Origin of the sequence: Ornithinimicrobium faecis, assembly GCF_023923225.1 — a bacterium.
Lineage (GTDB): Bacteria > Actinomycetota > Actinomycetes > Actinomycetales > Dermatophilaceae > Ornithinicoccus > Ornithinicoccus faecis.
The window spans coordinates 3,984,796-4,009,737 of sequence record NZ_CP099489.1 but is presented as its reverse complement, the minus strand read 5'-3'; the positions used below and the strand labels follow the sequence as shown (position 1 = coordinate 4,009,737).

Annotated in this window: 23 protein-coding genes; 19 read left to right on the top strand and 4 right to left on the bottom strand. The window is 69.9% G+C overall.

What is annotated here, in order from left to right:
* Positions 1–145: 145 nt before the first annotated feature.
* Positions 146–1,534 carry a DNA repair protein RadA gene (gene radA / locus NF556_RS18600; RefSeq protein ID WP_425607078.1) on the bottom strand — a complete coding sequence of 463 codons (1,389 nt, stop codon included), beginning with the start codon at positions 1,532–1,534 and terminating at the stop codon, positions 146–148.
* Between the two features lie 234 nt (positions 1,535–1,768).
* Here radA and NF556_RS18595 point away from each other — a divergent pair, with 234 nt between their 5' ends.
* Complete coding sequence (locus NF556_RS18595; protein ID WP_252592683.1) at positions 1,769–5,560, top strand: S8 family peptidase; 3,792 nt, start codon at positions 1,769–1,771, stop codon at positions 5,558–5,560.
* A 102-nt stretch (positions 5,561–5,662) separates the two neighbouring features.
* Here NF556_RS18595 and NF556_RS18590 read toward each other — a convergent pair whose 3' ends face one another.
* Complete coding sequence (locus tag NF556_RS18590) at positions 5,663–6,490, bottom strand: DUF3109 family protein (protein WP_252592682.1); 828 nt, start codon at positions 6,488–6,490, stop codon at positions 5,663–5,665.
* Between the two features lie 57 nt (positions 6,491–6,547).
* Here NF556_RS18590 and NF556_RS18585 point away from each other — a divergent pair, with 57 nt between their 5' ends.
* The 5 genes from NF556_RS18585 (at position 6,548) to NF556_RS18565 (ending at position 10,747) form a co-directional block, all read left to right on the top strand.
* The gene (locus tag NF556_RS18585; RefSeq protein WP_252592681.1) at positions 6,548–7,474 is read left to right on the top strand and encodes a Ppx/GppA family phosphatase; all 927 of its coding nucleotides are present in this window, start codon (positions 6,548–6,550) and stop codon (positions 7,472–7,474) included.
* Positions 7,474–8,262, top strand: a complete 789-nt coding sequence (locus tag NF556_RS18580; protein ID WP_252592680.1) for a sugar phosphate isomerase/epimerase family protein — start codon at positions 7,474–7,476, stop codon at positions 8,260–8,262. The genes NF556_RS18585 and NF556_RS18580 overlap by 1 nt, the downstream gene beginning before the upstream one ends.
* Before the next feature lie 108 nt (positions 8,263–8,370).
* Entirely contained in the window at positions 8,371–9,336 is a 966-nt protein-coding gene (locus tag NF556_RS18575; RefSeq protein ID WP_252592679.1) for a proline dehydrogenase family protein, read from the top strand.
* A gap of 2 nt (positions 9,337–9,338) precedes the next feature.
* A complete protein-coding gene (gene proC / locus NF556_RS18570; protein ID WP_252592678.1) occupies positions 9,339–10,142 on the top strand; it encodes a pyrroline-5-carboxylate reductase in 804 nt (267 codons plus the stop codon).
* 71 nt (positions 10,143–10,213) lie between these two features.
* Positions 10,214–10,747: a GNAT family N-acetyltransferase gene (locus NF556_RS18565; protein ID WP_252592677.1), complete on the top strand. Its 534-nt coding sequence runs from the start codon at positions 10,214–10,216 to the stop codon at positions 10,745–10,747.
* A 668-nt stretch (positions 10,748–11,415) separates the two neighbouring features.
* Here NF556_RS18565 and NF556_RS18560 read toward each other — a convergent pair.
* Positions 11,416–12,093 carry a potassium channel family protein gene (locus tag NF556_RS18560; protein WP_252592676.1) on the bottom strand — a complete coding sequence of 226 codons (678 nt, stop codon included), beginning with the start codon at positions 12,091–12,093 and terminating at the stop codon, positions 11,416–11,418.
* A gap of 36 nt (positions 12,094–12,129) precedes the next feature.
* On the opposite strand from NF556_RS18560, the gene NF556_RS18555 reads away from it, so the two are divergent.
* The 11 genes from NF556_RS18555 (at position 12,130) to hemB (ending at position 22,266) form a co-directional block, all read left to right on the top strand.
* Positions 12,130–13,317 carry an acetoin utilization protein AcuC gene (locus tag NF556_RS18555; protein WP_252592675.1) on the top strand — a complete coding sequence of 396 codons (1,188 nt, stop codon included), beginning with the start codon at positions 12,130–12,132 and terminating at the stop codon, positions 13,315–13,317.
* A 322-nt stretch (positions 13,318–13,639) separates the two neighbouring features.
* A complete protein-coding gene (locus NF556_RS18550; RefSeq protein ID WP_252592674.1) occupies positions 13,640–13,840 on the top strand; it encodes a helix-turn-helix domain-containing protein in 201 nt (66 codons plus the stop codon).
* A gap of 120 nt (positions 13,841–13,960) precedes the next feature.
* Positions 13,961–14,059: a 30S ribosomal protein bS22 gene (locus NF556_RS18545; RefSeq protein WP_003792170.1), complete on the top strand. Its 99-nt coding sequence runs from the start codon at positions 13,961–13,963 to the stop codon at positions 14,057–14,059.
* A 70-nt stretch (positions 14,060–14,129) separates the two neighbouring features.
* Positions 14,130–15,134 (top strand): NAD-dependent epimerase/dehydratase family protein, encoded by a 1,005-nt coding sequence (locus NF556_RS18540; protein ID WP_252592673.1) that lies wholly within the window; start codon positions 14,130–14,132, stop codon positions 15,132–15,134.
* Complete coding sequence (locus tag NF556_RS18535; RefSeq protein WP_252592672.1) at positions 15,131–16,102, top strand: lysophospholipid acyltransferase family protein; 972 nt, start codon at positions 15,131–15,133, stop codon at positions 16,100–16,102. The genes NF556_RS18540 and NF556_RS18535 overlap by 4 nt, the downstream gene beginning before the upstream one ends.
* 10 nt (positions 16,103–16,112) lie before the next feature.
* Positions 16,113–16,427, top strand: a complete 315-nt coding sequence (locus NF556_RS18530; protein ID WP_345780126.1) for a glutaredoxin family protein — start codon at positions 16,113–16,115, stop codon at positions 16,425–16,427.
* Positions 16,428–16,589: 162 nt separating this feature from the next.
* Positions 16,590–17,285, top strand: coding sequence for a redox-sensing transcriptional repressor Rex (locus tag NF556_RS18525; RefSeq protein WP_425606969.1), 696 nt, complete (start codon positions 16,590–16,592; stop codon positions 17,283–17,285).
* Complete coding sequence (locus NF556_RS18520; protein ID WP_252592671.1) at positions 17,282–18,589, top strand: glutamyl-tRNA reductase; 1,308 nt, start codon at positions 17,282–17,284, stop codon at positions 18,587–18,589. The genes NF556_RS18525 and NF556_RS18520 overlap by 4 nt, the downstream gene beginning before the upstream one ends.
* Positions 18,586–19,632 carry a hydroxymethylbilane synthase gene (gene hemC, locus NF556_RS18515; RefSeq protein ID WP_252592670.1) on the top strand — a complete coding sequence of 349 codons (1,047 nt, stop codon included), beginning with the start codon at positions 18,586–18,588 and terminating at the stop codon, positions 19,630–19,632. Before NF556_RS18520 ends, hemC begins: the two co-directional genes overlap by 4 nt.
* A 4-nt stretch (positions 19,633–19,636) precedes the next feature.
* Positions 19,637–21,274: a bifunctional uroporphyrinogen-III C-methyltransferase/uroporphyrinogen-III synthase gene (locus tag NF556_RS18510; protein WP_252592669.1), complete on the top strand. Its 1,638-nt coding sequence runs from the start codon at positions 19,637–19,639 to the stop codon at positions 21,272–21,274.
* Positions 21,271–22,266, top strand: coding sequence for a porphobilinogen synthase (gene hemB, locus NF556_RS18505; RefSeq protein WP_256829357.1), 996 nt, complete (start codon positions 21,271–21,273; stop codon positions 22,264–22,266). Before NF556_RS18510 ends, hemB begins: the two co-directional genes overlap by 4 nt.
* Before the next feature lie 131 nt (positions 22,267–22,397).
* On the opposite strand, the gene NF556_RS18500 is transcribed toward hemB, so the two are convergent.
* On the bottom strand, positions 22,398–22,949 hold the full coding sequence (locus NF556_RS18500) for a YceI family protein (protein ID WP_252592668.1): 552 nt from the start codon (positions 22,947–22,949) through the stop codon (positions 22,398–22,400).
* Positions 22,950–23,103: 154 nt separating this feature from the next.
* Between NF556_RS18500 and NF556_RS18495 the strand changes: the two genes are divergently transcribed.
* Entirely contained in the window at positions 23,104–23,574 is a 471-nt protein-coding gene (locus NF556_RS18495) for a MarR family winged helix-turn-helix transcriptional regulator (protein WP_252592667.1), read from the top strand.
* A complete protein-coding gene (hemL, locus tag NF556_RS18490; protein ID WP_252592666.1) occupies positions 23,571–24,884 on the top strand; it encodes a glutamate-1-semialdehyde 2,1-aminomutase in 1,314 nt (437 codons plus the stop codon). Before NF556_RS18495 ends, hemL begins: the two co-directional genes overlap by 4 nt.
* Positions 24,885–24,942 lie beyond the last annotated feature (58 nt).

The following is a 24,942-nucleotide window of genomic DNA, read 5'->3' as shown; positions in this document are numbered from 1 at the left end:
GTGCGGGAGTCTATCCAGGCCAGAGGCCCAATCTGACCTGCATCGCAGAACCTTTACCGATCCGAGATGAAGGCCATGCCCCAGGCGCAGGCAGCGGCCAGGAAGGGACGCTCGCGAGCAGCAGGTGGCGTCGCGGTGCGCAGCCTCAGGCCTGCCAGCCGAGCGCCAGGTCCACGGCCTCCTTGAGGGTGCTCACCTCACGCACCACCACCCCGGCGGGAGCGGGCCCCTCGGTGAGGGACCCGGCGGGCACGACGGCGCGGGTGAAGCCGATCCGCGCGGCCTCGCTGAGCCGTCTCGGCAGCCCGGTGACCGGTCGGATGTCTCCGGCCAGGCCCACCTCGCCGACAGCTATCAGACCCTGCGGCAGGGGCGCGTCCCGGTGGGCGCCGGCCACGGCCAGGGCCAGGGCCAGGTCGGCGGAGGGCTCAGCCAGTCGGACGCCGCCGACGGTGGAGGCATAACAGTCGTGCGTTGCCACCGAGACGTCGGCCCGGCGCGTGAGCACCGCCAGCACCATGGCGAGCCGCGAGGAGTCCAGACCGCTCGTCGTGCGCCGGGGCGACCCGCCGGAGCTTTCGGTGACCAGTGCCTGCACCTCGGTGACCAGGGGGCGGCGGCCCTCGAGGGTCACCGTCACGCAGGTGCCGGGGACGGGGCGGTCCCGGCTGGTCAGGAAGAGCCCGCTGGGGTCGGGGAGGCCGACGATGCCGGAGTCGCCCAGATCGAAGCAGCCCACCTCGTCGGTCGGGCCGAACCGGTTCTTGACTGCACGCACCAGGCGGAGACGTGAGTGTCGCTCACCCTCGAACTGCACGACGACATCGACCAGGTGCTCGAGCACGCGGGGACCGGCGATCGCACCGTCCTTGGTGACATGGCCGATCAGGATCGCCGCGATGTTGGCCGACTTGGCAGCCTGGATCAGGGCGGAGGCGACCTCGCGGACCTGCCCGACATTGCCCGGGGCACCCTCGACCTCGGCGCTCGCGATGGTCTGCACCGAGTCGACGACGACGAGGGCGGGCTGGGTGCTCTCGAGATGGCCGAGCACCGAGCCGAGGTCGGTCTCGGACGCGAGATAGAGCGTGTCGGCCAGGGCGCCGATGCGCTGCCCACGCAGTCGCACCTGGGCCGCGGACTCCTCGCCGGAGACATAGAGGACCCGTCGTCCCTCCCGAGCCGCCCGGGCCGCGACGTCGAGGGCCAGGGTGGACTTGCCGATGCCGGGCTCGCCGGCCATCAGGACGACCCCGCCGGGCACGAGTCCGCCGCCCAGGACGCGGTCGAACTCACCGACCCCGGTGGTGCCGGCCCGGGCCAGGGACGCGTCGACGTCGGCAATGGGCACGGCCGGACGACCCGGCGCTGCGGCGGCCGTGCGCACCGAGGTCTGACCGCCCGCCTCCACCAGCGTGCCCCAGGCCTGACACTCGCCGCACCGGCCCACCCACTTGATCGCCGCCCAGCCGCACTCGGTGCACCGATAGGTGGGGGACTTGCTCTTGGTCGCCCTGTTGGTTGCCACGCCCAGGAACTCTAGGCGGCGCGGCTGACAGGCCCGCCCACGGCGCCCGCTCCGCCCGCAGCGGCGTGCAGAAGCGGGCAGGGGTGACCGGCGGTGCACGACGGGCGCGTGGAACCGTGGCGCGGTTGCGACATGGCGCAACCACGGCACGGCAAACACCTGACAACGGGGTCGTCGACGGCGCAGGGTGGACGGGAGGGGCGTCATCTTGCTCCTGAGTCCACGAAAGGCACGCCTGACATGCGTCATCCATCCACTCCCGCCCGCGGAGCCATCGGCGCCACCCTGGCCGTGTGCCTGGTCGCCAGCGGCCTCGCCTCGGCCAGTCACGCGACCACCGGCGAGGCAGCAACCGGCGAGGCAGCAACCGGCGAGGCAGCAACCGAGCCGCAGTCCGCCGACGGCACGTCCTCCACGCTCACCCTGCTCACCGGCGACACGCTGCGCCTGACCGAGGTCGGCGAGGGCCGTCGGACGGTCGAGCTCGAGCCGGGTGAGGGGCGCGAGGGCATCACCATCCACCAGATGGAGATCGACGGCGAGCTGCACGTGCTCCCCCTCGACGCCGTGCCCTATGTCGCTGACGGCGACCTCGACCCGGACCTGTTCAACGTCGACCTGCTGCTCGAGGCCGGCTTCGGCGATGGAGACTCTGCGTCACTGCCCCTCATTGCCACGTATGCCGAGGGCCGCCTCAGCGCGGCCAGCTCGGCCCTGAGCGCGGTCCAGGGGGTCGACCCCGGGGTCGAGCTGGCGAGCATCGACTCGCGCGCCCTGGCAGTCGACAAGGACAACGCCGAGGACTTCTGGACGACGATCACGGGAGTGCCGGCCGAGGAGGCGGCGCAGCTCGCCACCAGTGGGGCCGAGGCGGACCTCACCTCCTCTGTCGAGCGCCTCTGGCTGGACGCCCCGGTCACGGCCGATCTGCACGAGAGCGTCGCTCAGATCGGTGCGCCGACGGCCTGGGAGGCCGGCATCGACGGCAGCGGTGTGACTGTTGCCGTTCTGGACACTGGCGTCGATGCCGACCACCCCGACCTCGCCGGGCAGGTCACGCTGCAGGAGGACTTCTCCGGCAGCGGCAACCTGATCGACCACGTCGGGCACGGCACGCACGTCGCGGCCACCGCGGCCGGCACCGGGGACGGCTCCGACGGCCTGCGCAAGGGCGTGGCGCCGGGTGCCTCGATCATCTCCGGCAAGGTGCTGGGCGATGACGGGAACGGTGCGACGTCCGGCGTCATCGCCGGCATGGAGTGGGCCGTCGCACAGGACGCCGACGTGATCAACATGAGCCTCGGCGGAGGCCCCACCGACGGCACCGACCCGCTCAGCCAGGCACTCAACACCCTCTCCGAGGACAGCGACTCACTCTTCGTCGTCGCGGCCGGCAACGACGGTCCGGCCAGCTCGACGATCGGCTCCCCGGGCTCGGCCGACGCGGCCCTGACCGTCGGCGCCGTCGACCGCGACGAGTCGCTGGCTGAGTTCTCCAGCCGCGGCCCGCGGCTCAATGACCTGGCCGTGAAACCGGACCTGACCGCCCCGGGCGTCGGCATCGTCGCCGCACGCGCGGACGGCACGGCCATGGGCAGCCCCGTCGATGACCTCTACACCGCCGCCAACGGCACCTCGATGGCCACGCCGCACGTGGCGGGCGCCGCGGCACTGCTGGCGGCCCAGCACCCCGACTGGGACGGTGAGCAACTCAAGGACGCGCTGACCAGCACCGCTGCGACCAACCCCGACCTCACGGCATACGAGCAGGGAGGTGGCCGGGTCGACCTGAGCCGGGCCGTGACCCAGGAGCTGACCGCGACCGGGAGTGTGCACCTCGGCACCTACGAGGACGCCGACACCGAGTCCGGCACCTTCGAGGTCACCTACACCAACACTGGCGACGAGGAGCTGACCCTCGACCTCGACCTTGACCTGTCCGACCTCGGCGGCGACGCCCCGAGCGACGGCGGCGTCACCCTGTCCGCTGACTCGGTGACCGTCCCCGCTGGGGACACGGCGACGGTCTCGGTGACCGCCGACCCGACCCTGCTCGAGCGGGGCCAGTTCACCGGGTTCCTGCATGCCCAGGCCGGAGACGCGCAGGTCCACACCACCCTCGCCGTTGTCAAGGTGGCCCCGACCCACGACGTGACTCTGAGTGCCGTGGACTTCGCGGGGGAGTCGATCTCCGTCCCCGTGTTCGCCCTGTTTGGCGAGGACCCGCGCTTCGACACCCTCGGCTTCATCAAGGAGGGCCAGACCGTGACCGTCACGGTCGGTGAGGGCGACTACTTCCTGCACGCCTTGATGAACCCGGAGATCGACGGTCTCGACTCGGCCGTGGTCGTGACCGACCCCGACCTGGACGTCACCGGTGACCAGGAGGTCCTGCTGGACGCCCGCGAGGCGACCGAGGTGCAGGTCGAGACGCCAGAACCGTCGACCACCCGCGGCAACCTGGGCTTCATCACCCACCGTGAGTTCCACGGTCGCAGCCTGTCCAACAGCACGATGAAGTTTGACTCGACGCAGTCCGTGTGGGTCACCCCGACCGACGAGCCACAGGGGGGCACCTTCGAGTTCAGCTCACGCTGGCAGCTGGGAACGCCGGCCCTGACCGGGACCGCCCTCGGTCGCGGCGGGTTCGAGATCTATCCCAACTACGAGCGCACCTCGCCGAGGCTGGAGTCCAAGCGTCCGTTGGAGTTGGCCTTTGCCGGGGCGGGAACCCCCGCCGACTATGAGGGCCTGGACGTCGAGGGCAAGATCGCCGTCGTCAGCCTGGAGGACAAGCACGGGCAGGATGTCGACGCTGCCGTCGCCGCCGGTGCCGCAGGGCTGATGATCGCGCCGGAGCAGCAGTCCTGGATCAAGTACACGGGGCGCGGAAACCGGCTCGACCTCCCGGTCATGGTGCTGGCGCCTGCCGAGGGACAGGCGGTCCTGGACCAGCTCGCCAACGAGCGGACGGTCCGCATGCGCTTCACCGGCAACCCGGACCGCCCTGTCACCTATGACGTCGTGCAGGTGACCTCCGGGGCGATCCCACAGGAGGTGGTGCACACGGTGAGCCCTGAGAACAGCGCCACGATCACCGCGCGCTATCACGAGACCGGCGGTGAGGAGTGGACCAAGGAGCAGCGCTTTGGCTGGCGCCCCTGGCAGCAGTCCACGATCGTGGAGACCCAGCAGGAGCTGCACACCCCGCAGCAGCGCACCGAGATCGTCTCGGCCGGCGACACCCTGTGGCGTCAGCACGTGCTCGACAACTACAGCTGGGACAGCATGAACCCGATCAAGGACGGGACCTTCCACGCCATCCGCAGCTATGAGCCCGGGGAAGAGGTCACCTATGACTGGCACCGTGCTGTGGTCCGACCAACGGTGGCTCCGGGAGCCGACCCGACCCGCACGGGCGACACCCTGTCGCTGCGGATCCCCGAGCTGGCGATGGGTGACGGCACGTTGGCGCAGCGCAGTTTTGCCGCCGACACGTCGATGAGCTTGTCGCAGGACGGTGAGGTGCTGCACGAGGGCGACGCGGCCTGGGGCGACTATGCCGTGGGCGACGGCCCGGTGCAGCTCGACCTGTCGGTGGTGCGCGAGGACAACATCAACTGGGACTTCTCGACCCGCACCGACACCTCCTGGACGTTTGCCTCGCAGGGAGGTGACGACACGAGCGTCCAGCCACTGCTGAGTGTCGACTATGACGTGCCCGTCGCCCTCGACAACACGGTGCGTGCCGGGTCCAACGAGAAGCTCACGCTGACCGTGCGGCACCCAGAGGGCCTGGAGCAGGCTGCGCCGATCGAGGCGGCCCGCGCCTGGATCTCCCTCGACGACGGGGCCACGTGGACCGAGCAGGAGCTCCGCCGATCTGGTGGGTCCGACGGCACGCAGTTCACGATGCGGGTCAAGCACCCCCGGCAGGAGGGCCACGTCTCCCTGCGGGTCGAGGCCACCGACCAGGACGGCAACAGCATCGAGCAGACGGTGCTGGCTGCCTACGGGATCGGGCCGCGCTGAGCTGGATCAGCGACGGGCCTCCCTGGGACGGGCCTCACTGGGACGCGCCTGCCGGTGCTGGTCTGGTTTGGGACGGGCCTGCGGGTCACGCCGACCGAGAGGTCAGGGCGTGGCCCGCAGGGTCGCGGGGTGGACCATCAGGGGCAGCAGACGCCGCCCCGAGGGGCTCTGTCGAGCCGCCGCCACAGCCGCCAGGTGAGCCTCGCAGTGGGCCGACAACTCGGCATACGCCTCGGCTCCCAGGAGCTCGGTGAGCTCTGCCGCGAGGCCGAGATAGGCCGGCTCGGGGGCGGTGTGCGCCTCGGGTCGCCCGGAGCAATACCAGTCCAGGTCGTGACCGCCGGGGCCCCAGCCGCGGCGGTCATACTCGGCGATGGTGATCTCCAGATAGGACGTGTCGTCGGGGCGCTCGACGGTGCGATAGGAGCGCCGGATCGGCAGCTGCCAGCAGACATCTGGCTTGGCCTGGTGCGGCGGTGAGCCCTCGAGGACGGCGTGCGAGTGCAGGGCGCAGCCGGTGCCGGCCGGGTGCCCCGGACGATTCAGGAAGACGCAGGCGCCCTCGACCCGACGGGTGGTGACCGTCTCGCCGTCCTCGTCGACGTCCTGCCAACCGGGCCGCCCGTCGACGACGGCGCTGCCCTCGTCGTGGAACTGCCACTCGTCCGGGCCCAGTTGCTCGGCCACGGCGGTGACCCGCGCGAGGTCGTCAGCGTCGGTGAAGTGGGCCCCGAGGGTGCAGCACCCGTCGTCGGGCCGGTCGGCATAGATGCCCGCGCAGCCGGAGCCAAAGATGCAGTGCCAGGAGGAGGTCAGCCAGGTCAGGTCGGCACGCACCCGCTGCTCGGGCTCGGCCGGATCGGTGAACTCGGCCCAGATCCGCGGTGCGTCCAGCGCGGTCTCACCTGTGCTGGTGCCTGGGGTGCTCACGCGTCCACTCTACGAGGCGACAGTGGCGGACCGGCCGCGAGGGACTAGCCTGAGGGAATGCGTCTCGGTGTGATCGATGTCGGCTCCAACACCGTGCACCTGCTGGTGATCGACGCCCACCCCGGCGCACACCCTCTGCCGGACTATTCCCACAAGGTCGACCTGCGCCTGGCCGAACAGCTCACAGATGACGGCGCGATCTCGCCGGATGGTGCTGAGCGGCTGGCCCGTTTCGTGCTCGACTGCGTCGAGGTCGCCGAGAGCCGCGGGGTCTCCGAGCTGCTCGGTTTTGCCACCAGCGCGATCCGCGACGCCACCAACACCGACGAGGTCCTGGACCGGGTGCGCGCGGCCTCTGGCCTGCAGCTGCAGGTGCTCTCGGGTGAGAACGAGGCCCGGCTCACCTTCCTGGCGGCCCGACGCTGGTTTGGCTGGTCCTCTGGGCGCCTGTTCCTCATCGACATCGGCGGCGGGTCCCTGGAGCTCGCGGCCGGCATCGACGAGGAGGCCGACGCGGTGGCCAGCCTGCCGCTCGGCGCGGGCCGGTTGACCCGTGAGCTGCAGCTGGCTGGTGACAACCCGTCGGAGAAGAAGCTGAAGGAACTGCGCAAACGCATCCGCTCGCAGATCGCCGAGGAGCACCGCCCGCTGGTCAAGGTCGGCGCCCCCCACCGGGTGGTCGGCACCAGCAAGACGATCCGCTCCCTCGGACGGCTCTGCGGCGCCGCGCCGTCCTCGGAGGGGCAACACGTGCCCCGCACCCTGGCCCGCGCAGACCTCGCCGCCTGGGTGCCCAAGCTGGCCGCCATGGCACCGGAGGACCGCTCCAACCTCCCGGGCATCTCCCAGGCCCGGGGCCCTCAGATGCTGGCCGGCGCGATGGTCGTCGAGGCCGCGATGGAGCTGTTCGACGTCGACCAGCTCGACATCTGTCCGTGGGCCCTGCGCGAGGGCTTCATCCTGCGCCGGATGGACAGCCTCTGATGGCCGGCCCACCCGTCCTGCTGTCCACGTCCTCGGTCTATCCCGAGAACTGCGCCTATGCCTTCGACCTGGCCGAGCGGCTGGGCTATGACGGCGTGGAGATCATGGTCTGGACCGACCCGCTGACCCAGGAGGCGGGAGCACTGCAGGCCCTGTCCAGCCTGCACAACCTGCCCATCGGCGCCATCCACGCCCCCACCCTGTTGCTGGCCCAGCGACTGTGGGGCTGGGAGCCGTGGGCCAAGATCGACCGGTCGGTGCGCCTGGCCGAGGAGGTCGGTGCCGGGGTCGTGGTGATCCACCCGCCCTTCCGCTGGCAGCGCGACTATGCGGAGGGCTTCGTCGAGGGGATCGCCGAGCGCCAGGCCAACACCGAGGTGCTGCTGGCCGTGGAGAACATGTTCCCGTGGCGGGCCGGTGGCTCGGAGATGCAGGCCTATCGACCGCACTGGGACCCGGTGGAGCAGACCTATGAGCACGTCACCCTCGACGTCTCGCACGCCTCCACCGGATCAATGGACTGCGTCGACCTGCTGCACCGCCTCGGCGACCGGGTCGGCCACGTCCACCTCGGCGACGGCACCGGGTCGTTCAAGGACGAGCACCTCGTCCCGGGACGCGGCACCCAACCAGCCGACACGCTCCTGCACGAGCTGGTCGAGCGCGGCTACACCGGCGCCGTGAGCCTGGAGGTCGGCACGCGCAAGCGGTCGATGGAGGAGCGCGAGGCGGACCTGGCAGAGTCGCTGGAGTTCGCGCGCAAGCACCTGGGCCAACCCCTGCCCTGAGGAGACCTGGTCCGCAGACCCTGCCCTCGGCATACAGAGGTTGCGCTCGCCGTGCCGTCCCACCGCCCACTAACCTTGACCCGCCCGGACATCCACGAAGGAGACATCATGGACGCCGCAGACCTCGACCCGAGCGTCTGGATGAAGCAGGGACTGCTCATGCTCAGCCGCAACACCGCGCTGCGTGACGTCCTGGAGAAGGCCCCCGTCAGCCGCTCGGTTGTCAAGCGCTTCGTCGCGGGGGAGAGCACCCAGCAGGCCGTTGAGGTCGCTGGCGAGCTGACTGACTCCGGGCGGATGGCCACCATCGACTTCCTGGGCGAGGACACCCTCGACCCGGCGCAGGCGACCTACACCAAGGATGCCTATGTCGACCTGCTCACTGCCCTGTCGGACGTCGGGCTGACCCAGGGCGGACAGGTCGAGGTGAGCCTGAAATTGAGCGCGCTCGGGCAGGCGCTCGGCGCGGACGGCGAGAAGATCGCGCTGGAGAATGCGCGCACGATCTGTCAGGTGGCTGCCAACGCCGGCACCACCGTGACCCTCGACATGGAGGACCACACCACCACCGACTCGACCCTGGGCATCCTGCGCGAGCTGCGCCAGGACTGGCCGTGGGTGGGGGCGGTCCTGCAGTCGTATCTCTATCGCACCGAGCAGGACTGCCGCGACCTCGCGCACGAGGGCAGCCGGGTGCGGCTCTGCAAGGGCACCTACAAGGAGCCCGAGTCGGTCGCCTTCCAGGACAAGTCCGACGTCGACAAGAGCTATGTGCGCTGCCTGAAGGTCCTGATGGCGGGTCAGGGCTATCCGATGATCGCCAGCCACGACCCGCGGCTGATCGAGATCGCCGGGGTGCTTGCGGCCACTGCTGGGCGTGGTCCGGAGAGTTTCGAGTACCAGATGCTGCTCGGCATCCGCCCCGACGAGCAGTTGCGCCTGGCTGCCCAGGGCGACCGGTTTCGCGTCTACGTGCCCTACGGCGACGAGTGGTATGGCTATCTGATGCGGCGCATGGCCGAGCGCCCCTCCAACCTGCTCTTCTTTCTGCGCTCGCTCGCCACCAGGGGGTGACCGTGACGCGCATTGCGATCCTCGGCGCCGGCGTGATGGGCGGGGCCCTGCTCTCCGCGCTGCTGCGCTCGGGGCACGCCCCAGAGGACATCGTGCTCAGTGAGCGGATGGCCGCCTCGACCCGTGAGCTGGTGCAGCAGTATGCCGTGGGGTCGGCTCCCGTGGAGGAGGCCGCCCGGGGAGCGGGGATCGTGGTGCTCGCGGTCAAGCCACAGGACATGCCGGGGCTGTTGGCCCAGATCCACGACTGCATCGGCGCCGACACCCTGGTGGTCTCCGTTGCCGCCGGCATCAGCACGGGCTATCTTGAGCACCGGCTGCCCGAGGGCACCGGGGTGGTGCGGGCGATGCCCAACACTCCGGCCCAGGTCGACCAGGGGATGTCCATCCTCAGCGCTGGTCGGCACTGCACCGCTGAGCACCTGGCGCAGGCCGAGCAGCTGGCGGGGACCTTTGGCAGGGTGCTGACCCTGGATGAGAAGCACCAGGATGCTGCCACGGCCATCAGTGGCAGCGGTCCGGCCTACATCTTTTATGTCACCGAGGCGATGATCGAGGCGGGTGTCCTGCTCGGCCTGCCGCGCTCCACCGCCACCGAGATGGTGGTCCAGACGCTCTATGGCGCGGCCACCATGATCCGCGAGACCGGTGAGCACCCGAGCATCCTGCGCGAGCAGGTCTCCAGCCCGGGTGGCACGAGCGTTGCGGCCTTGCGACAACTGGAAGACCACAAGGTCAGGGCCGCTTTCCTGACGGCGATCGAGGCGGCGGCACGACGCTCCAAGGAGCTCTCGGCTGGTGAGTGAGACCCACGACACCCACTGTTCACCACGGCCCCCGTGGAGTCCTGGGGGTGGCTTGTGCCAGAGTAATGCCCATGAGTGAGATCAGCGTGCGTCTGCTTGAGGAAGAGAACTGGTCGGAGTACCGCGATGTTCGGTTGCGTGCGCTGAAGGAATCCCCGGAGGCCTTCGTCGCCTCGGCGGAGGAGGAGCAGTCCTACGAGGAGTCGCGCTGGCGGGACCGCATGCAGCGCTCCCGTCGCCTGTTGGCCGAGGAGGGCGACACCGTCCTCGGGGTGGTCAGCGTGGGCAGCCACAAGATCGCCGAGGAGGGCATCGGAGAGCTCTTCGGACTCTGGGTCGACCCGGCCCGCCGCGGCAGCGGTGTCGCCCGCAAGCTCCTTGAGGCGGCCGCAGCGCAGGCCCGCGCCGACGAGCTCAAGCAGCTGATCTATTGGGTAGGCACCGACAACGGTCGTGCCGTGGCCTTCGCGAGCAGCTTTGGCTTCCGCCCCACCGACAGCCGCCGCCCGATGGAGATCCACGGTGTCGACGACGCCGAGGACGCCGAGGAGTTGGCCATGGTGCTCCCGCTGAGCAACTCCGCTGGAGTGCCCACCTCCCTCTGAGGCCCACCTCCCTCCGTCCCACCCCCTTCCCGACCGACCCCCTCCCGACCGAGCGCGTGGGCGCCTGATTTTCCTCCCGACCGAGCGCGTCGGCGGCTGACTTTCACCGTGACCGAGCGCGTGGGCGCCTGACTCTCACCGCGACCGAGCGCGTCGGCAGCTGACTCTCATCGCGACCGAGCGCGTCGACGGCTGATTCTCACCGCGACCGAGCGCGTCGGCGGCTCTGTCCTGCCACCGGGCCACTGCGGCTGGCTCGCTGCCTGGCGCCCTCACACGCGACGCTGGCGTGCATTCAGACCGGCGACGTCGGAGGCGCCCCAGGAAAACCGCCGGTCAGCGCCTTGCTCTGGCCGTGGCTTCGCCACGTTGCCTGTCCGGGTGCACGCGCTGAGCGCGGTGGGGTGACGATTAAGGTGCCGGTGCGCTCGGTGGGGTCAGCGTTCAGGCGCCGGTGCGCTCGGTGGGGTCAGCGTTCAGGCGCCGGTGCGCTCGGTGGGGTCAGCGTTCAGGCGCCCGTGCGCTCGGTGGGGTCCAAGTTCAGGCGCTCACGCGCTCGGTGGGGTCCAGGTTCAGGCGCTCACGCGCTCGGTGGGGTCCAGGTTCAGGCGCTCACGCGCTCGGTGGAGTGAATTTTCAGGTGCCCATGCGCTCGGTCGGAGATGGGGCTAGGGGCGGGCGGCGAGCTGTTCGATCAGTTTGCTGGGGCCGGACACGATCATGATGTGGTGTCGACCGACCTTGGTCTCGGGCAGGGCGTGGGTGAAGTCCTCGCCGGGTGCCTTCACGCCGACGACCGTGACGCCATAACGCTTGCGGATGTCGGTCTCGGCCAGGGTGAAGCCGATCAGCTCCTGCGGAGGGGTCATCTTGACGATGGCATAGCCGTCCTCAAACTCGATGTAACCCTGCATGCGGTCGTTGACCAGGTGCGCGACGCGACTGCCGGACTCGGCCTCGGGGAAGATCACGTGGTGCACCCCGATGCGCTCCAGCAACCGAGCGTGCTCGGCCGAGACCGCCTTGGCCCAGATGGAGGGCAGGCCAGCGTCGACCAGGTTGCCAGCTGTCAGCAGGGACGCCTCGATGGACGAGCCGATGCCGACCACGGCGATGCGAAAGTCGCCCGGCTTGGCCTCAGCCAACTGCGCGGGGTCTGCAGCGTCGACGGCGAGGACGCGCGTGAGCTTGCGGGAGAAGCGCTCGGCGAGCAGCCCGTCGGACTCGATGGCATGCACCCGATAGCCGAGCCGATCCATCTCCAGAGCGGCCGCCGCCCCGAACCGCCCCAGGCCGATCACGAGGACGTCCTCGTCAAACAATCGGTGCTTGCCCAACCCGACCATGCTCGGCTCCTCGCGCTCGTGGTCTAGCGTGGCCCCATGATTGGGGCACGTGTCGTCTGGGACCAGCGTTTCATGTCCTATGACTTCGGGCCGGGACATCCGATGCATCCGCTGCGACTGGCGCTCACGCACCGCCTGTCTGAGGAGCTGGGGCTGCTCGATCTTCCCGAGGTCGCCGTGGTCGAGGCCACGGCAGCCACCGACGACCAGATCCGCACGGTGCACAGCGCTGCCCTGGTGGACGCCGTCAAAGCGGTCTCCGCTGACCCCGGCGCCCCGGTCAGCGGACACGGGCTGGGCGGTGAGGACACCCCCAGCTTCGCTGGGATGCACTCGGCGACAGCCCTGGCCGTCGGGGCGACCATCGACTCCTGCCGCGCGGTGTGGACGGGGGAGGCCCAGCACGCAGTCAACATCGCCGGTGGTCTGCATCACGCGATGCCGGACGCGGTGTCGGGCTTCTGCGTCTACAACGACATCGCGGTCGGCATCCAGTGGCTGCTCGACCAGGGCGTGGAGCGCGTCGCCTACGTCGACGTGGACGCGCACCACGGCGACGGGGTCGAGCGCGCCTTCTGGAACGATCCGCGGGTGCTGACGGTCTCGGTCCACGAGACGGGCACGGCGCTGTTCCCGGGCACCGGCTTCCCGGGCGACACGGGAGGGCCCAAGGCACCGGACAGCGCCGTCAACGTGGCGCTGCCCGCCGGGACCGGTGACGGGGGCTGGCTGCGCGCCATCCATGCCACCGTGCCGCAGGTGCTGCGCGCCTTCCGCCCGCAGATCCTGGTGACGCAGCAGGGCTGCGACGCACACTATGCCGACCCCCTCAGCCACCTGGCCGTGTCCATCGACGCCATGCACGCGGCATACACGCTCCTGCATGACCTGTCCCACGAGCTCACTGATGGCAAGTGGGTCGCCGTCGGTGGAGGCGGCTACGAGCTCATCGAAGTGGTCCCGCGGACCTGGAGCCACCTGGTGGCCATCGCAGCGCACCACCCACTGTCGCTGACCCAGGATGTGCCGGAGGCCTGGCGCGAGCACGTGTCACGGCTCTACGGGCAGGTGGCTCCTCGTCGGATGGGCGATCTGGGCGGGCGTCCCATCCGCTATGGCGAGTGGGGCAGCGGCTATGAGCCGGAGAGCCCGGTCGACGCGGCCATCATGGCGACCCGTCGAGCGATCTTCCCGGGATGGGGCCTCGACCCGTGGTTCGACTAGAAATCTGAACTTTTCCTTCAACCCGCGTGGGAGCGGCGAGGCGCGGGACGTGGCGGTGAGCGGGCCGGCGGTGTGCTGCGCGGCCCACGGGCACGTTCGTGCTGGTGAGCGTGCTGCACGCAGGCTCGAGCAACTGGTTCGAAGCCAACTCACGGCCAGTTGTCAGTCAGGTCACAGTTCGATCTCATCGGCGTGTCCACTGGACTTTTGCGTCGTCACGACTTTCGCAAATGCCCCATCTGCCTCTATGGTTCATTCCTGACAGATGGGCAGCCATGGGAACCCCCTGGCCGCCGTGGTGCGGACTGACGGGATGACATCAATGGCTGATGAGCGCCGGCTCGGCGAGATGAGCTTCATGACAGTGGCAGAGGTCGCTGCGGTGATGCGCGTCTCCAAGATGACCGTCTATCGCCTCGTCCACTCTGGTGAGTTGCCCTCGGTGCGGGTCGGGCGTTCCTTCCGGGTCCCGGAAAGCGCCGTGCAGGACTACCTGCAGGACTCCTACCACGGCACCGCCTGAGCACTCGCGTTTGGGAGCGGTGAAGCGCTGGCGGTAGGCTGACCCGACTGCCCGGTGACCGCCCTGCGCGTGCCGCTCAGGTAGAGAAGACATCCAAGAGACAAAGGACACGTTCAGCCAATGGGCTCTGTGATCAAGAAGCGCCGCAAGCGTATGGCGAAGAAGAAGCACCGCAAACTGCTGCGCAAGACGCGCCACCAGCGTCGCAACAAGAAGTGAGCACCCGCGACGGCGCCGACCCACCCCGGTGAGGTCGGCGCCGTCGCGGCATTCCAGGAGTTTGGAGCCCGTGGACGAGGCATCGCACCCGAAGGTTGTGCTGGTCACCGGTGTGGCCCGCGAGCTTGCCGGACGCGTCGTCCGGCGGCTCGCCGATGACCCGTCCATCGACCGGGTGCTCGGGGTGGACCTGGTGCCCCCGAAGCACCCGATGGGTCGCGGAGAGTATGTCCGCGCCGACGTCCGTAGCCCCCTCCTGGCTCGGCTGATGATCCAGGCCAAGGTCGACACCGTGGTGCACATGGGAGTCATTGCCACCCCGCGGGACGCTGGCGGCCGAGTGGTCCAGAAGGACATCAACGTGCTGGGCACCATGCAGTTGATGGCCGCCTGCCAGAAGTCTGCGGGAGTGCGCCGCGTCGTGGTGAAGTCCACGGCGGGTGTCTATGGGTCGTCCCCCAAGGACCCTGCCGTCTTCACCGAGGAGATGACGGCCAAGCGGCTGCCCCGGTCCGGCTTCCCCCGGGACTCGATGGAGGCGGAGAGCTACGTGCGCGGGCTGTCCCGTCGACGCCCCGACATCGACATCACCATGCTGCGCATGGCCAATGTCATCGGCCCCAGCATCCGCACGGTGCTCACCGACTACTTCCGTATGCCGTTGCTCCCGGTGCCCTTCGGCCACCAGGGGCGTCTTCAGTTCCTGCACGAGGATGATGCGGTGGCTGCGGTGGTCCATGCGAGCACCGGGCCGGTGGTCGGCACCGTCAATGTCGCCGGCGACGGTGTCCTTGGGTTGGGGCAGGCGATAGCCCTGAGCCGTCGTCCGTGGGTCCCCGTCGCTCCTGGCGCGGCTGGGATGTCGCTGTGGGCCACCAAGACGCTCGGGTGGGCGGCCCTCCCCTCTGACCACATGGACTTCCTCTCCTATGGTCGGGTGATCGACACCCAGCGCATGCGCAAGGAGCTGGGTTTCGCGCCGGCCTACACCTCCCGCGGTGCCTTTGAGTCCTTCTTGGCGGCCCGGCGGGCACACGACCGCCCGGAGCAGCGCCCGATGGAGGAGGTCACGTGAGCAGCCAGAGCGAGCCGCACGGCCCGGGTGCAGGTGCGCAGCAGCTGAGTCAGACCGACCTGGAGCAGGCGGTCATGCTCCTGATCAAGGGGCTGCGTGCGGCCGGGGCCGCCAGCGGTCTGGCCGGTGACGAGCTGGATGAGTCGGTGGCCCGGACGCTGGCCTTCCTGCGTCGCCGCATCACCGGGGACTACACGATCGACGAGTTCGGCTTCGACGCCGACTTCACCGAGAACCTCGCCCTGCCGCTGCTGCGCCCCCTCTATCGCAACTGGTTCCGCGTGGAGGTGCGCGGCATCGAGAACATCCCGGCAGAGGGCGGTGGCCTGCTCGTGGCCAACCACTCCGGGACCATCGCGGTCGATTCCGTCATGACCCAGCTCGCGATCCATGACGAGACCCCGGGGCACCGCAGCCTGCGGATGCTCGGCGCCGACCTGGTCTTCGGCAGCCCCCTGGTGGGCCCGCTGGCCCGCAAGACCGGCAGCACGCTGGCCACCAGTGCGGACGCGCAGCGGCTCCTCGACGGCGGCCACCTGGTTGGCGTGTGGCCAGAGGGCTTCAAGGGGGTCGGCAAGCTCTACAAGGACCGCTACCGGCTGCAACGCTTCGGGCGCGGTGGCTTCGTGGCGGCAGCCCTGCGCGCGGAGGTGCCGATCATCCCGTGCTCCATCGTGGGGGCCGAGGAGATCGCGCCGATGCTGGCCAATGCGGCACCGTTGGCCAGGCTGCTGGGCATGCCCTACTTCCCGATCACCCCGACGTTCCCGTGGCTCGGGCCCCTGGGCATGATCCCCCTGCCCAGCAAGTGGCTGATCGAGTTCGGCACGCCGATCCGCACCGACGACCGCGGGGAGGGGGCCGCCGAGGACCCCGCTGTGGTCTTCGAGATCTCCGACCGAGTCCGCGAAACGATCCAGCACACGATCTACGACCTGCTCCGGGACCGCCGCTCGGTGTTCTTCTGATGACGGCGATATGCACAACGAGACGTTGTTGTCAACAATGATTCGCTGGCTCCGCCGACCCGCGGGGGCGCCGACGACCCCTCGGATCACCCTGGTCGACCGGGTGGGTTGTCACCTGTGCGTGGAGGCGGAGCGGACGGTCCGCAAGGTGGCGGAGGACACCGAAAACCGTTGGGAGAGAGTCGATGTGGACTCTTCTCCTGAGCTTCTTGAGCGATTCGACGACCTGGTGCCCGTGATTCTGGTGGACGGTCGCGAGGTCGCCCACTGGACCATCACGGAGGACACCCTGGTCCGCGCGCTCCGGCGGAGGCGCCGTCCCTGACTGCATACTCACGTGCTGGACTGCATACTCATGAGTAAAGTCACAGACCGTGGCCGCGACTTTGTGCAAGCGTTCACAAAGTCATAAGGTGGGGGGGTCCCTGAGTCCCCCTGACTGGTTCTGATATAGGACTCGTCGTGGCCATAAGGAGTCGTTGCCGACGTGGTGCCCGAGTCCATGCGCCGTGGTGGTGTCCCCGAGGCCACTGTCGGTCGACTCCCTCTCTATCTTCGCGCGCTGACCGCGCTCCATGACCAGGGCATCACCAGCATCTCCTCCGAGGAGTTGGCCTCCCGCTCGGGCGTGCGCTCCACCCAGTTGCGCAAGGACCTCTCCCACCTCGGGTCCTACGGCGTGCGTGGCGTGGGCTACGACGTCGAGTTGCTCGCCGCCCAGATCGCCCAGGAGCTCGGCCTCACCCAGGAGTGGCCCGTCGTGATCGTCGGCATGGGCAACCTGGGCCGTGCCCTGGCTGCCTACGGCGGTTTCTCGGGGCGCGGGTTCCGCATCGTGGCGCTGGTGGACGACGACCCAGAGGTCGTCGGCACCGTGGTGGAGGGGCTGACCGTCACCACCCTGGGTGACCTGGCCACCACCGGACCCACCGTGGCAATCGGCGTGATCACCACCCCTGCCCCCGCCGCGCAGGCCGTCGCTAACGAGTTGGTCGCGATGGGCGTCCGCTCGCTGCTCAACTTTGCCCCGGGACACCTGGTCCTGCCCGACGGCGTGGACGTGCGCGGGGTCGACCTGGCCACCGAGCTGCAGATCCTTGCTTTTCACGAGCAGCGCAGGCTGCTGGCCGTTTCCACCCACGACCCGCTCTCCCGCGAGGCGGACACGGAGGCCATTGGATGAGTGTGTTGGTCGTTGGTCTGTCGCACCGCAGTGCCCCGCTCGAGCTGCTCGAGCGGGTGGCTCTGGACGGCTCGCGCTCGCGGGAGCTGGCCGCCGGAGTGGTGGGGCTCGACGACGTCAGTGAGTCGCTCGTCCTGACGACCTGCAACCGCACCGAGGTGTATGCCGACGCGCTGAGTTTCCATGGTGCGGTCGCCCAGGTGGGGGATGCCCTGGCACAGGCGACCGGGGTCGCCCTGGCGGAGCTCACCCCTCACTTGTATGTCCACTATGAGGACCGTGCGGTCGACCACCTGTTCTCCCTGGCCTGTGGCCTGGAGTCAATGGCCCTGGGCGAGAGCGAGATCCTGGGGCAGCTGCGCGAGGCGCTGCGGGCCGGTCAGGAGGGCGCACACCTCGCGGGCGTCCTGAACCCGCTGTTCCAGCAGGCCCTGCGCGTGGGCAAGCGCGCCCACACAGACACGGACCTGGATCGGGTTGCCCGCTCGCTCGTGGGGGCCGGCATCGACCGGGCCGCCAGCGTGCTGGGGCCACTGCACGCGGCGCGTGCCCTGGTGGTGGGTGCTGGTGCCATGTCGGGTCTGGCGGCCGCCTCGTTGACCCGGGCTGGAGTGGGCGATCTCGGGGTCATCAACCGCACCCGGGAGCGGGCGACCCGTCTCGCGCAGGCACACCAGGGGCAGGCCTATGACTGGGCGGAGCTCGAGCCGGCGCTGCAGAGTGCTGACCTGGTGCTGACCTGCACCGGGGCCACGGACCACGTGATCACCGAGGAGCTGCTCTCGCGCGATCGGACCACGCGCCCCCTCGTGGTCGTTGACCTCGCGATGCCGCGCGATGTCGCACCAGAGGTGGCGGAGCTGCCTGGCGTCACGGTCTGGGGTCTGACCGACCTCACGGGCCGTGGGGACGAGGCGGCCCCAGATGAGACTGAGCAGGTCCTGGACGCGGTCCGCGATCTCGTCTCCGGGGAGGTCGCGGCCTATCTGGCCACCCGCCGCTCGGCCCAGGTCGCCCCGACCCTGGCGATGCTGCGCACCCGCGCATCGGCAGTCGTCGACAGCGAGCTGGACCGCCTCGACCAGAAGGTGCCTGACCTGCCCGACGCTCAGCGCGCCGAGGTGCACCAGAGCGTCCGGCGCATCGTCGACAAGTTGCTGCACACGCCCACCGTGCGCGCCAAGGAGCTCGCGGCGCACGACGTGGACGGCTCCTCGGTCGCCCTGCTGCGCGAGCTCTTTGACCTGGACCCCCGCGAGACGGCGGCCGTGACCACCCCGCCCCACGTGAGGGGACTGCCATGAGTGACCACACACCCGACCTCGCACCGAGCGGCCGACCGTTGCGGTTGGGCACCCGGGCCAGTGATCTGGCCACGTCCCAGTCCGGCTGGGTGGCCGACCAGTTGCGTGCGCTGGGTCACGAGGTCGAGTTGGTGCACGTGCAGACCGAGGGCGATCGCTCGAGCGCACCGCTGACCCAGATCGGCGGGACCGGCGTCTTCGTCTCCGCCCTGCGCGAGGCCCTGCAGGAGGGCCACATCGACTTCGCGGTCCACTCCCTCAAGGACCTGCCGGTGGGCGAGGAGGCTGGCCTGGTCGTGGCCGCCGTGCCCGAGCGGGAGGACCCGCGCGACGTCCTCATCTCCCGCGACCGCCTGACACTGCAGGACCTGCCCGAGGGGGCAGTGATCGGCACCGGCTCACCGCGCCGGGCCGTCCAGCTCCAGGCGGCCGCGCCGCAGACGACGGTGACCGGCCTGCGAGGCAATGTCGGCAGGCGCATCGGCAAGGTCACCGACGGCACGCTTGATGCCATCGTGCTCGCCGCGGCCGGGCTGCGGCGGCTGGGTCGGATCGACGAGGCCAGCGAGGTGCTCGAGCCGTCCGTGATGCTCCCCGCTCCGGGCCAGGGGGCCCTGGCGGTCGAGTGCCGCTATGACGACCGCAGGACGACTCGACTGCTGGCGCAGTTGGACCACGCCCCGACCCGGGAGGCGGTGACCGCTGAGCGCTCCCTGCTGGGGGCGCTCGAGGCAGGCTGCAGCGCGCCGGTGGGAGCGTTGGCAACGCGCGAGGGCGACGAACTCGTGCTGGAGGCCGTCGTCGGCACTGGCACCGGCACCGCCGCCGGCACGGGCGAGGACACCACCTCCGGCACGGGCGGGGACACCGCCTCCGGCACGGGCGGGGACACCGCCTCCGGCGCAGGGATCCTGCGTCACACCGTCCGCGGGCAGACCGCGGTGGACGTCGGTCACGAGATGGCCCAGCACTTCCTGAAACATCTGGCCCCGCACGGCGGGAGCCCCTTTAAGACACCCGCAGCACAACACTCTGGAGCGTGATCACGTGAGCACCAGCACAGCAGCACCACCCAGCGCCCCGCCCGCGACGGGTGCCCGTGTGGCATTCGTCGGGGCCGGGCCGGGCGACCCCGGCCTGCTCACGGTGCGAGCCCGCGAGTATCTCGCGTGCGCCGACACGATCGTGGTCGACGACCCGGAGATTGCTGACCGGCTGGCCGGGCTGCTCCGGGAGGACGTCCACGTCGTGCAGACCGGTGCGGTCGGGGGGCCACGCCGGTCCCCGGCCGCTCGCGCCAAGCTGCTCGTGCGCGAGGCCCGCGCGCTGCGGTCCTCGGACACCCTCGTGGTGCGGGTGATGGTCGGCGACCCCGGTGCCTTCACCACCCTGAGCCAGGAGGCCCTGGCCTGTCGCGGGGCAGGGGTGCCGTTCGAGGTCGTGCCCGGTGTCTCGGTCGCCTGGTCCGTGCCGGCCTACGCCGGGGTGCCCCTGACCTCGGGCGCGGGCGAGGTCCACGTCATTGACGCCGCTGACAATCGCACCGACTGGGCCACCTCCGTCGGCGAGGACGTCACCGTCGTCCTGCTCGGAGCACCGGATGCGCTGCGCAAGGCCCTGGGTGGTCTGCGTCGCGCCGGTCGCGACCCGCAGACCCCGGTGTGCGTCACCGAGGGCGGCACCACGGTCTCGCAACAGACGTCGGTCACGGTGCTCGACGAGGTGGAGAGCGCGCTGGAGTCGCACACGTTCGGCCAGGGCGTGGTCGTGGTCGGTCGCGCTGTCGAGCTGCGCGAGGAGCTGAGCTGGTTTGAGACCAAGCCGCTGTTCGGCTGGAACGTCCTGGTGCCGCGCACCAAGGACCAGGCCACCGAGATGACCCGGCGCATCGCCTCTCACGGCGCGACGTCCAAGGTGGTGCCGACCATCAGCGTCGAGCCACCGCGCACGCCGCAGCAGATGGACCGCGCGATCCGCGGCCTGGTCACCGGCCGCTACGAGTGGGTGGGGTTCACCTCGGTCAACGCCGTGAAGGCAGTCCGCGAGAAGTTCGTCGAGATCGGTCTGGACGCCCGTGCCTTCGCCGGTCTGAAGATCGCGGCGGTCGGCGGCGTCACGGCAGATGCCCTGCGGCAGTGGGGGATTGAGCCCGACCTTATCCCCACGACCGAGCAGTCCGCCCGTGGCCTGCTGGTCGACTGGCCCGAATATGACGACGTGCTCGACCCGATCAACCGCGTCTTCCTGCCCCGCGCGGACATCGCCACCGACACGCTGGTGGCCGGTCTGCTCGAGATGGGGTGGGAGGTCGACGACGTCACCGCCTATCGCACAGTGCGCGCGGCCCCGCCGCCCGCCCCGGTGCGCGACGCGATCAAGGGTGGCGTCTTTGACGCCGTCTGCTTCACGTCCTCCTCGACGGTGCGCAACCTGGTCGGCATCGCCGGCAAGCCGCACCCCGGCACGGTGGTGGCCTGCATCGGTCCAGCGACGGCCAAGACCGCCGAGGAGCACGGCCTGCGGGTCGATGTGATCGCCTCGGAGCCGAACTCCACGGTCCTGGTCGACGCCCTGGCGCGGCACGCCGCCGAGTTGGCCCTGGCGGCCCGTGCCGCCGGTGAGCCGGTGCGTCCCAGCCAGCGACGCACCACCGGCCGGCGCGGAGCGGCTCGAGCCCGCGCGTGAGCGGGGTCGGCGCCCCGTTCGAGCGTCCGCGCAGGCTGCGGACCACGCCGGCGATGCGCCGCCTGGTGGCGCAGACCCGGCTGTCGGCAGCGGACCTCGTGCTGCCCGTGTTCGTGCGCGAGGGCATCAGCGAGCCGGTGCCGATCGCCTCGATGCCCGGCGTCGTCCAGCACACGCGTGAGTCGCTCAAGGCGGCTGCCCACGAGGCGGTCGAGGCAGGGATCGGTGGCCTGATGCTCTTCGGGGTCCCCAGCCCCGAGCACAAGGATGCCGAGGGGACCTGGGGAACCCGGCCCGACGGCATACTGAATGCCGCCCTGGAGGACCTGCGGGGCGAGCTCGGCGAGGCCACCGTGCTGATGGCCGACCTGTGCCTCGATGAGTTCACCGACCACGGACACTGCGGCGTGCTGGACGATCAGGGGCGGGTGGACAACGACGCCACCTTGCAGCGGTATGCCGAGATGGCCGTTGCGCAGGCCCGTGCCGGTGCGCACGTGGTCGGCCCGTCGGGGATGATGGACGGCCAGGTGGCCGTGGTCCGCGAGGCGCTGGACGGAGCCAGCTTCACCGACGTCTCGGTGCTCGCCTACACCGCCAAGTATGCGTCGGCCTACTACGGCCCCTTCCGTGAGGCCGTCGGGTCGAGCCTGCAGGGCGATCGCAAGACCTATCAGCAGGACCCTGCCAACGCGACCGAGTCGCTGCGCGAGCTGCGCCTGGACCTGGCTGAGGGGGCCGATCTGGTCATGGTCAAACCGGCGCTGCCCTATCTCGATGTCCTGCGACAGGTCGCTGACCTGGCCGATGTGCCGGTCGCGGCCTATCAGGTCTCGGGGGAGTACTCCCAGATCGAGGCGGCCGCCGAGCGCGGCTGGCTGGACCGGGACGTCACCGTGCTGGAGTCGCTGACCGCGATCCGGCGGGCTGGTGCGCAGGTGGTGCTGACCTACTACGCAGTGCACGCGGCGGGTCTGCTCAGGCGGCTCTAACCCAAGAAACCGCTGGTCAACCCAGGAGTGATCCTGGGGCAACCAGCGGTTTCCCGGGTGAACGCGTGTGGCGCTGCTTCGGCAGAGCGCTGCGGTGCTGGCCCCTCAGCGGGGCTGCGGTGAGCGGTCGCTCAGGCCTGAGCCTCTTCGCCGGTCGGCACGACCAGCTCGACGTCCAGGTGCAGCTTGACCTTCTCGGAGACGAGCACGCCGCCGCCCTCGACGGCCACGTTCCAGGTCAGGTCCCAGTCCTTGCGGTTGACCTCAGTGGTGGCCTCAAAGCCGGCGCGGGTGCCGCCCCACGGGTCGGGGGAGACGCCGTTGAACTCCAGGTCGAAGGTGACCGGGCGGGTGTTGCCCTTGATGGTCAGGTCGCCGGTCATCGAGGACTCGGTGATCTCGGTGGAGCGGAAGGTCATCGTCGGGTGGTTCTCGACGTCGAAGAAGTCGGACGTGCGCAGGTGGTTGTCGCGGTCCTCGTTGCGCGTGTCGACCGAGTTGAGCTGCACCTCGGCGGTGACAGAGCTGTCGGCCAGGGTCTCGCCGACGTCGACGCTCGCGGCGAACTCGGAGAAGGTGCCACGGACCTTGGCGACCATCATGTGGCGCGCGGTGAAGCCGATCTCGGTGTGGGTCGGGTCGACGGCGTAGTTGCCGGGGGCCAGGCTGTTGAAAACGGTCATGGGAGGCTCCTTAGGAGAGTGTGTTGCCGATGTGGTGTCGAGGGAGATAACTGTTGACTGTTCAATCATATTCCCAGTCGCTACGATTCACCAGAGCACCACTCATCAGCCCAGCACATCCCGGCCGATTTGGCCAGCGCAGGAAGGCACCCACATGGAGGACCAGGTCCGGTGGCTCACGACGCAGGAGCAGGCCGCGTGGCGTGCCTATCTGCGTGGGTCACGCTTGATCGCCACCGCGCTCGATGAGGGACTGACCGGACACGGCACTCGCCTGACGGAGTACGAGATCCTCTCGATGCTCTCGGAGGCCCCCGACGGGCGGCTGCGGATGTCGGCGCTGGCCCAGCTGGTCGTGCAGTCGCGCAGTCGGTTGACGCACACCGCCACCCGGCTCGAGCGACTCGGCTGGGTGCAGCGGCACGCCGTGCGCGAGGACCGCCGCGGTGTCGAGCTCAGCCTGACCCCGCAGGGCCGGGCCAAGCTGGAGGAGCTCTCCGAGGTGCACGTTTCGGACGTGCGACGGACCCTGATCGACCGGCTCACGCCCGAGGAGTTCGCGGCACTGGGCCACGCCATGACCCGCATCGTCGACTCGATCGATGTCGCAGAGGGAGACTGTTGAGCACCCACTATCCGCCCGAAGCCCCCGCGTCCGAGGCGCTGCTGGCCCGCGCCACAGCTGTCATCCCCGGCGGGGTGAACTCACCGGTGCGGGCCTTCCGCTCGGTCGGTGGCACACCTCGCTTCATGAGCTCGGCCGCCGGCCCGTGGCTGACCGACGCCGACGGTCGCCGCTATGTCGACCTGGTCTCCAGCTGGGGCCCGATGATCCTGGGTCACGCCCACCCGGAGGTCCTGGAGGCGGTGCGGTCCACGGCCGCCGACGGTTTCAGTTTTGGCACGCCCAGTGAGCACGAGGTCGCCCTCGCCGAGGAGATCGTCGACCGGGTCGAGCCGGTCGAGACCGTGCGGCTGGTCAACTCCGGCACCGAGGCCACGATGAGCGCGATCCGCCTGGCCCGAGGTTTCACGGGGCGCAGCGTGATCGTGAAGTTCGCCGGCTGCTATCACGGTCACGTCGACTCGCTGCTGGCCGCCGCTGGTTCCGGCCTGGCCACCTTTGCCCTCCCCGACTCGGCCGGGGTCCCGGCCAGCAGTGCCGCGGAGACGATCGTGGTGCCCTACAACGACATTCCCGCGCTCGAGGCGGCTTTCGCCGAGCGGGGCGGCGAGATTGCTGCCGTGATCACCGAGGCCTGCCCGGGCAACATGGGCGTGGTGCCACCGCAGGTCGGCTTCACCGAGGCCCTGCGACGGGTGACCCGCGAGCACGGTGCCCTGCTGATTTCCGATGAGGTGATGACCGGTTTCCGGTGCAGCCGGGCTGGGTGGTTCGGGCTCGAGGGGCCGTATGCCGAGGGCTCACCTGACCTGTTCACCTTCGGCAAGGTGATGGGCGGGGGTTTCCCGGCGGCCGCCTTCGGCGGACGCGCGGACGTCATGGCTCTGCTCGCACCCGAGGGCCCCGTCTATCAGGCCGGCACGCTGTCGGGCAATCCGGTGGCTAGCGCGGCCGGCCTGGCCACGTTGCGGCTGTGCACCCCGGAGGTTTATGCGCGCCTGGACGAGGTCGCCCACACCATCGCTGGCGCCGTGACCGAGGAGTTCACTCGCGCTGGGGTGCCGCACCGCATCCAGTGGGCCGGCTCGATGTTCAGTGTCTTCCTGCGTGAGCCCGAGGTGCGGGACTACACCGATGCCCAGGACCAGGACACCGCTGCCTTCGGCCGGTTCTTCCACGGCATGCTCAGCCGTGGAGTGCACCTGCCACCGAGCGCCTTCGAGACCTGGTTTGTCTCCGCGGCCCTGGACGATGAGGCCGTCGAGACCATCCTCTCCGCGCTCCCGGGAGCAGTCGCCGAGATCGGTTGACGGCACCGCGTCGCCGAGTCACAGCGGCTGCGGTTTCATCGCCATGGCGGCCGAGGTT

Coding starts and splice junctions, on each gene's coding strand:
- NF556_RS18585 (WP_252592681.1), top strand. CDS start 6,548: ATGCGTCTCGGTGTGATCGATGTCGGCTCCAACACCGTGCACCTGCTG.
- NF556_RS18575 (WP_252592679.1), top strand. CDS start 8,371: ATGGACGCCGCAGACCTCGACCCGAGCGTCTGGATGAAGCAGGGACTG.
- NF556_RS18595 (WP_252592683.1), top strand. CDS start 1,769: ATGCGTCATCCATCCACTCCCGCCCGCGGAGCCATCGGCGCCACCCTG.
- NF556_RS18545 (WP_003792170.1), top strand. CDS start 13,961: ATGGGCTCTGTGATCAAGAAGCGCCGCAAGCGTATGGCGAAGAAGAAG.
- hemC (WP_252592670.1), top strand. CDS start 18,586: ATGAGTGACCACACACCCGACCTCGCACCGAGCGGCCGACCGTTGCGG.
- NF556_RS18555 (WP_252592675.1), top strand. CDS start 12,130: ATGATTGGGGCACGTGTCGTCTGGGACCAGCGTTTCATGTCCTATGAC.
- NF556_RS18495 (WP_252592667.1), top strand. CDS start 23,104: ATGGAGGACCAGGTCCGGTGGCTCACGACGCAGGAGCAGGCCGCGTGG.
- NF556_RS18530 (WP_345780126.1), top strand. CDS start 16,113: ATGCACAACGAGACGTTGTTGTCAACAATGATTCGCTGGCTCCGCCGA.
- NF556_RS18580 (WP_252592680.1), top strand. CDS start 7,474: ATGGCCGGCCCACCCGTCCTGCTGTCCACGTCCTCGGTCTATCCCGAG.
- NF556_RS18550 (WP_252592674.1), top strand. CDS start 13,640: ATGGCTGATGAGCGCCGGCTCGGCGAGATGAGCTTCATGACAGTGGCA.
- NF556_RS18560 (WP_252592676.1), bottom strand. CDS start 12,093: ATGGTCGGGTTGGGCAAGCACCGATTGTTTGACGAGGACGTCCTCGTG.
- NF556_RS18500 (WP_252592668.1), bottom strand. CDS start 22,949: ATGACCGTTTTCAACAGCCTGGCCCCCGGCAACTACGCCGTCGACCCG.
- NF556_RS18520 (WP_252592671.1), top strand. CDS start 17,282: ATGAGTGTGTTGGTCGTTGGTCTGTCGCACCGCAGTGCCCCGCTCGAG.
- NF556_RS18565 (WP_252592677.1), top strand. CDS start 10,214: ATGAGTGAGATCAGCGTGCGTCTGCTTGAGGAAGAGAACTGGTCGGAG.